This window comes from Anaerococcus vaginalis ATCC 51170 (assembly GCF_000163295.1).
GTDB lineage: Bacteria > Bacillota > Clostridia > Tissierellales > Peptoniphilaceae > Anaerococcus > Anaerococcus vaginalis.
In genome coordinates this window covers 51668-58569 of the sequence record NZ_GG700527.1, presented here as the reverse complement: position 1 = coordinate 58569, position 6902 = coordinate 51668, and the positions used below count along the sequence as shown (strand labels likewise).

General features: G+C 31.3%; 7 protein-coding genes. 2 read left to right on the top strand and 5 right to left on the bottom strand.

The window, feature by feature from the left end:
- Positions 1-63: 63 nt before the first annotated feature.
- Genes HMPREF0078_RS00330 through HMPREF0078_RS00310 form a run of 5 tightly spaced genes read right to left on the bottom strand, consistent with a single transcriptional unit; the run spans position 64 to position 5668 of the window.
- Positions 64-1722, bottom strand: coding sequence for a peptide ABC transporter substrate-binding protein (locus HMPREF0078_RS00330; protein WP_004838020.1), 1659 nt, complete (start codon positions 1720-1722; stop codon positions 64-66).
- Entirely contained in the window at positions 1706-2707 is a 1002-nt protein-coding gene (locus HMPREF0078_RS00325) for an ABC transporter ATP-binding protein (RefSeq protein ID WP_004838019.1), read from the bottom strand. Before HMPREF0078_RS00325 ends, HMPREF0078_RS00330 begins: the two co-directional genes overlap by 17 nt.
- Positions 2697-3704: an ABC transporter ATP-binding protein gene (locus HMPREF0078_RS00320; protein WP_004838018.1), complete on the bottom strand. Its 1008-nt coding sequence runs from the start codon at positions 3702-3704 to the stop codon at positions 2697-2699. Before HMPREF0078_RS00320 ends, HMPREF0078_RS00325 begins: the two co-directional genes overlap by 11 nt.
- 7 nt (positions 3705-3711) lie before the next feature.
- Positions 3712-4737, bottom strand: coding sequence for an ABC transporter permease (locus tag HMPREF0078_RS00315; protein WP_004838017.1), 1026 nt, complete (start codon positions 4735-4737; stop codon positions 3712-3714).
- A 1-nt stretch (position 4738) separates the two neighbouring features.
- Complete coding sequence (locus HMPREF0078_RS00310) at positions 4739-5668, bottom strand: ABC transporter permease (RefSeq protein ID WP_004838016.1); 930 nt, start codon at positions 5666-5668, stop codon at positions 4739-4741.
- Between the two features lie 338 nt (positions 5669-6006).
- Here HMPREF0078_RS00310 and HMPREF0078_RS00305 point away from each other — a divergent pair, with 338 nt between their 5' ends.
- Both HMPREF0078_RS00305 and HMPREF0078_RS00300 read left to right on the top strand, forming a co-directional pair.
- Complete coding sequence (locus HMPREF0078_RS00305) at positions 6007-6447, top strand: LytTR family DNA-binding domain-containing protein (protein ID WP_004838015.1); 441 nt, start codon at positions 6007-6009, stop codon at positions 6445-6447.
- 9 nt (positions 6448-6456) lie between these two features.
- Positions 6457-6882 carry a DUF3021 domain-containing protein gene (locus tag HMPREF0078_RS00300; RefSeq protein WP_004838014.1) on the top strand — a complete coding sequence of 142 codons (426 nt, stop codon included), beginning with the start codon at positions 6457-6459 and terminating at the stop codon, positions 6880-6882.
- Positions 6883-6902 lie beyond the last annotated feature (20 nt).

Sequence of the window (6902 nt, the reverse complement as noted above, 5' to 3'; positions counted from 1 at the left end):
TCAGAATTATATTCTGAATCATCACCTTTTTATTTTTAAATTTCCCTACTTACTATAATTTTTTTAGAATCCTGTTGCTGATTTAAAGAAGAAATATCCAAGTGGTGTGTAGTACATTCCTTTGATATTTGGTTTCATCATGTATGGATTTACATAGAAATAAATTGGAGCTACTACTGAATCATCTTTTATTAATATGTCTTCAGCCTTGTGCATATTTTCCATTCTTTCTTTTTGATCTGATGTTGCTTTAGCTGCTTTTACATATTTATCAAATTCTTCATTTTTATATTGAGCGTCGTTATTTCCACCGCCTGTTAACCACATATCGATAAAGCTCATTGGATCGTTGTAGTCAGCAATCCATCCGTGTCTTGCTATATTGTAGTTTCCTTCTTTTCTTTCTTTCAAGAATACATTCCAATCTTGGTTTTGAAGATTAACTTGAACGCCTAGATTTTCTTGCCACATATTTTGTAAAGCTTCTGCTATAGCCTTGTGGTTATCGTCTGTATTGTATAGATAATCAATTTGTGGGAAGCCCTTGCCGTCTTTAAATCCAGCTTCTTCCATAAGTTTTTTGGCTTCTTTAATATTTTTTTCATAATCGTCAGATTTTATTGAATAATAATCTCCACCAACTGTTCTAAAGTCATCGCCTTTAGCTCCATCTGCATCATAAACTCCTGCTGGTACAAAACCGCTAGCAGCTTTTTCTCCTCTTCCTGTAACTTGATCAACTATAAAGTTTCTATCAATTGCAAGTGAGAATGCTTTTCTTACTTTTGGATCGTCAAATGGTTTCTTTTCTGTATTGAAACATACAAAATATGTTCCTACGTATGGAAGAGTCTTTAATTCTTTTGTATCTAGAAGTTTTTTAATTTCTTCTTGTGGTGCTGAGTTTACAAAATCCAAATCTCCTGATCTATAAGCAGCATAGATTGCGTTTTGATCATCTTGTAAATGGAAAGATAATTTTTCAGCCTTAACTGATTTTGCATCATAATACTCTGGGTTTTTAACCATTGTAAGTGTTTGGTTGTGTTCCCATTTTTCAAGTTTGTAAGGTCCAGATGATACTAATGTATCTGGGGAAGTTGTCCAAGTTTCATTTTTCTCAACTATATCTTTTCTTACTGGCATTACTGCTGGGAAAGCACAAATTTCTTCAAAGTATGGACATTTTACACCTAAATTTACTACGAATGTTTTATCATCTGGTGCAGAAATATCTAATTTTTTATCGTCATATCCTTTTACCATATCAAGCATATATTCATAATCTGCTCCAGTTTTTGGATCAACAAGTCTGTTCCAAGCATATACAAAATCATTTGCAGTAATTGGTTTTCCGTCTGACCATTTTGCATCTCTTAATTTAAAAGTCCATGTCAAACCATCTTCAGATACATCCCATTTTTCTGCAAGACCTGGTTTTAAAATTGCATTTCCTTTTCCATCGTCATCCCATCTGATTAAGGATTCAAACAAATGAGAAATCATCAATCCACCATCAGCTGATGTATTTAATTGTGGATCTATTGTTTCTGGTTCTGATGCAATATTTATATCCAATACTCCATCTTTTTTGCCTTCTTCTTCGTTTGTTGCAACATTAGAATTGCTACTATCATTGCTTTTAGAATTGTTTCCTCCACATCCTGTAAACAGCATTGATAAACTCAACAAGCCTACTAACAATTTAGCCTTCATTTTCATTTTTATTACCTCCTAAATTGTGACAACTTACATAGTGTCCTTCTTCTACTTCTCTAAACTCCGGCTCTTCCTTTTTACAAATTTCTGTCGCATACGGACATCTTTCATGAAACCTACAACCTTTTGGCGGATTAATCGCCGATGGAACTTCTCCTTCTAGCTTTATTCTTTTTAACGATCTAGTAAGTTTGGGATCTGGAACTGGTATAGCTGTGAGTAGGGATTGGGTGTAAGGATGTAATGGGTTTTCATAAAGTCTTTCGGCATCAACAAGCTCAACCATTTTTCCCAAATACATTACTCCAATCCTATCTGAAATATGTTTTACAACTGATAGGTCGTGAGCTATAAATAAATATGTAAGCCCCATTTCTTTTTGCATATCTTCTAGCATATTTACAATTTGTGCTTGGATCGATACATCTAAAGCTGAAATCGGCTCATCACAAACAATAAATTCTGGCTCAACTGCAAGTGCTCTTGCAATTCCTATCCTTTGTTGTTGTCCTCCTGAAAATTCGTGAGGATACCTATTTGAGTGTTCTTCGTTTAATCCTACTGTTTTTAAAAGTTCATTTATTCTTTCTTGTCTATTTTTTTTGTATAGGCCGTGAATGTCTAAAGCCTCTCCAACAATTTCTTGAACTGTCATTCTTGGATCAAGGGATGCTGATGGATCTTGAAAAATTATTTGCATTTTTCTTCTTAATTTATACATTTCTGGGCGAATATTTTTTTCGCTATCAAAAATTGTTTCTCCATCATAGATTATTTTTCCACTTGTCGGTTCGTGTAATCTTAGAATTGTTCTTCCGAGTGTTGTTTTTCCACAACCAGATTCTCCTACAATTCCAAGTGTTTCTCCTTTTCTTATAAAAAAGGATACATTATCTACTGCATGAACTTTGCTTACTTTATTAAAGGAAGATTGAACTTCAAAATGTTTTACTATATTTTCACATATTAATAATTTATTATCTTCCATTTATTGACTCCTTTATGTGTAGGAAACATTTTGATCTGTGTCCATTTCCCATTTCAAGCATTGGTGGTTCTTTTTTTAGACAAATATTCATGCAATGTTCGCATCTTGTCGAAAATCCACATCCTTCTGGTGGATTTAGCATATCCACAGGAGTTCCTTTTATACTTTCAAGCCTTACTTGTTCTTTTGAATCAATTCTTGGCATTGATTTTAAAAGCCCCTTGGTGTAAGGATGTTTAGGATTGTAAAATATTTCTTCTACACTTCCTTGTTCTACAATTCTTCCTGCATACATTACACTAACTGTATCACAAATTTGTGCAACTACTGCAAGGTTGTGAGTGATAAAAATTACACTCATTTTTGATTTATTTTGAAATTCTTTTATTAATTCAAGAATTTGCGCTTGAATTGTTACGTCAAGAGCTGTTGTCGGCTCATCTGCTATCAAAATATCTGGTTCGCAAATAAGTCCCATTCCAATCATTACCCTTTGCCTCATTCCTCCTGATAATTCGTGAGGATATTGTTTCATACGTCTTTTGGGATTTGAAATTCCAACGCTATCAAGCATATCAACAGCCTTTTGGTAGGCCTCATCTTTTGAACATTTTTTATGTACCAACAAAGCTTCCATAAGTTGATTTCCAATTGTATAAACTGGATTTAGGCAAGTCATTGGATTTTGAAAAATCATGGAGCATTTTGCTCCCCTAAATTCACTCATTTTATTTTTGTCATAATCAAGAACATTTTCTCCCTTATAGAGAATTTTTCCTGATTTTACCTTACCTGGCTCTTGTAAAAGTCCCATTATGCCATAACTTTCTACAGATTTTCCAGAGCCAGATTCTCCAACTATTCCCATAATTTCATTTTCGTGTAGGGTATAATTTATTGAATCAACTGCCTTAACTTCTCCAACAGGTGTGTAAAATGATATGCTTAAATCTTCAATTTTTAAAACTTCTTTTTTATTTTCTTTTATATTTTCCATAAGCCACCTATTTTTTCAACCTTGGATCTAAGGCATCTCTTAGTCCGTCTGCAAATAAATTCAATGATAAAATCATCAAACTTAATAGTAAAGAAGGAATTATTAATCTATAAGCGTAGGAATAAATTCCTCCAAGAGCATCTGCTGCCAAAGCACCAAGGGATGTCATAGGTGCTGAAACTCCAATTCCCAAAAATGATAAGAATGATTCTAGAAATATTGCTGATGGTATTTGCATGGCTGTCATAACTATTACTTGTCCTATACAATTTGGAAACAAGTGCCTTCTAATTATTCTTTTTTTAGAACCACCCAAAGCTTCAACTGCTGTAACAAATTCTTGTTTTTTTAGCATTAAAACTTGTCCTCTTATAATTCTTGCCATTCCTACCCAATAAAGTAGACCAAAGGCAATAAATATTGAAATAAGAGCAGGTCCTAGAACACCAATTTTTTTCGCAAATTCTGATGATGATGAATTCACAAAAGATTTCATAGGTTGTGATATACCAATTGATAATAAAATTACTACAAGTACATCTGGAATTGAATAAATCAAATCCAAAATTCTCATCATTATAGCATCTACTCTTCCACCAAAATATCCTGAAATTGCTCCATAAATTGTTCCTATTATCAAAACAATAAATGATGCAAAAATTCCAACTATAAGTGAAACTCTAGTTCCATACATTGTACGAACCATCAAATCTCTTCCTAATTTATCAGTTCCAAAAGGATACCTAAGACAAGGAAATAAATTTTCATCGCCTCTGTATTGTGTTGTGTAATCTCCTTTTACTAAAAATGGTCCGATAAAAGCAAAGATACAAACAATTATCAAAAATCCAATAGAAACCATAGCAACTTTATTTTCTTTTAGCCTTCGTAAGGCATCTTGAAGATAGGAAGTTGGAGGAGTTTTGGTCATGAAATTTTCTTTTGAGCTTTCAGAAGCAAGCTCAAAATCATCAGATGAAAATTCATATTCCTCTAATTTTAATTTTGAATTTAAACTAAATAAATCTTCCATACTAATCTCCTTTAGTTAAGTCTATTCTTGGATCTATAAATCTGTATAAAATATCAACAACCATATTCATAACAATTACCATAAAGGCAAAAAAAAGTGTTGTCGCCATTATTATTGGATAATCTCTATTTAAAACTGAGTTAATAAAATATCTACCAAGTCCTTGAACAGAAAAAACTGATTCAACTACCATAGATCCTGTAATAATTCCAGCAGTAAGTGGTCCAAGATAAGTTAAAACTGGAATAAAAGCATTTTTTAGGGCGTGTTTAAATAAAATTTTTCCTTCAGAAACTCCCTTTGCCCTTGCTGTTCTAATATAATCTTGACCAATTGCATCAAGCATTGATGATCTTGACAACCTTGCTATGTAGCACATAGGATAAAATCCTAAAGAAAAACATGGCATAAAATAAGAGCCAACAGTGTTAAGTCCCATTGTTGGAAAAATTTTTAATTTTACACCAAAAAATAAAAGTAGGAGAGTTGCTACTACAAAGCCAGGAGCGGAAATTCCTATGGTTGTCAAAACCCTCAAAAATGAATCCAACTTTTCGCCCCTGTGATAAGCTGCGAGAGCACCTAAAGGAACTCCCACCAAAGTCGCCCACAAAAGTGCGATAAGTCCAAGTTTTACACTTGTTGGAAGCATTTCTTTTATAATATCGATAACTGGTCTGTTTTTTTGCATTTTTAAAGATACACCAAATTCTCCGTGAACTGCATTTACAATAAATTTTTTTAGTTGCACAGAATAAGGTTGGTCTAATCCATATTTTTTATTTAAAGCCTCTAACACCTCAGGCGATTGAGATTTTTCACTTGCAAAAGGTGAACCAGGCACGAGCTTCATGAGAAAAAAAGTAATACAAGTTACCAAAAGCAAAACTGCTATTGCTTGTAAAATTCTCTTTATTATGTACTTAATCATATTTCCTCCTTGTTTTATCTAATTATATACTTTATCAAGATAAATTGCAAGCACGGTAAATTATTAATGTGATAACGTTATAAATTCAGCTTTATCAATACTTTTCGCCGATTTCAAAAAATGAAAATTTAAAATATTTTTTCAAAAAAATTTATTTTTTTTAATTTTTTTCTTATAAAAACTAGATTTTAAATATAGTTTTAATATTTATTTATTCTACACTTATTTCCTTCAAATTTTTTGATAAAAACCGCTTATAACTTTTTAGTAACCGCTTGTCCAAATTTTGTAGTCAAGGCAAAAATTTTTATGTATTATATAAACACAAGGAGGATTTAATGAAAGTCGAATTAATAATTGATGAAAGTTTAGATGAAAGTCTTGTAAAAATTTATGCTCCTTCATATAACGAAGATATTGAAAATATAAAAAGAAGTCTTGAAACTACCAATATTGATAAACTTGTTGTTTTTAAAGATGATGAAATTTATCTTTTGGAATATGAGGAAATTATAAGGTGCATAACTAAGGATAAAAATGTATTTATTGAATGTAAAAATGGAGAGTATAAGTCAAGAATAAGACTTTACGAGCTTTACGAAAGGCTAAACAAAAATAAATTTATAAAAATTTCAAGATATGAAATTATAAATCTTGATTATGTAAAAAAACTAGACCTTTCTTTTAAAGGAACAATAGCAGTAGAATTTAAAAACGGAAGCATTTCCTATGTTTCCAGGAGATATTTGAAAGAATTTAAAAAAGCCTTAGGATTTTAGGAGGAAATTATGAAATATTTAAAAAATTTATTAGCATCATTTTTGATAGGAGTTGGAATTGGAAGTATCATAGAAATATTTATTTCCCTTGCTATAGGAGAAATCACTTTGGGAGTTCCAGAATTTTTAAATGGACAAGACTCACTTTTAAAAGCAAGAATTATTGAGATAATCTTATATGGTGGTTTTGGAATAGTATCTTCTATTGGAGATAAAATAATAAAAGAAGATAATTTGTTAAAGGCAAGTCTTATTCATTTTTCAATTCTAGCCATATATTTTGTAATAGTAGGATTATACCTAAAATGGCTACCTGATATAAAAACAGCGCTTATTTCTTTAATATTTTTTGTAATAATATATTTAATAATTTGGGCATTAATATATTTTTCAACAAAATCTGAAATTGAAAAATTAAATAAAAAATTTAAGTAAAAGAAAAGTGATGAGCTAAA

What these genes read in the sequence shown, in the direction of transcription:
- HMPREF0078_RS00310 (WP_004838016.1), bottom strand. Translation starts at nt 5,668, where the DNA reads ATGATTAAGTACATAATAAAGAGAATTTTACAAGCAATAGCAGTTTTG.
- HMPREF0078_RS00300 (WP_004838014.1), top strand. Translation starts at nt 6,457, where the DNA reads ATGAAATATTTAAAAAATTTATTAGCATCATTTTTGATAGGAGTTGGA.
- HMPREF0078_RS00315 (WP_004838017.1), bottom strand. Translation starts at nt 4,737, where the DNA reads ATGGAAGATTTATTTAGTTTAAATTCAAAATTAAAATTAGAGGAATAT.
- HMPREF0078_RS00305 (WP_004838015.1), top strand. Translation starts at nt 6,007, where the DNA reads ATGAAAGTCGAATTAATAATTGATGAAAGTTTAGATGAAAGTCTTGTA.
- HMPREF0078_RS00320 (WP_004838018.1), bottom strand. Translation starts at nt 3,704, where the DNA reads ATGGAAAATATAAAAGAAAATAAAAAAGAAGTTTTAAAAATTGAAGAT.
- HMPREF0078_RS00330 (WP_004838020.1), bottom strand. Translation starts at nt 1,722, where the DNA reads ATGAAAATGAAGGCTAAATTGTTAGTAGGCTTGTTGAGTTTATCAATG.
- HMPREF0078_RS00325 (WP_004838019.1), bottom strand. Translation starts at nt 2,707, where the DNA reads ATGGAAGATAATAAATTATTAATATGTGAAAATATAGTAAAACATTTT.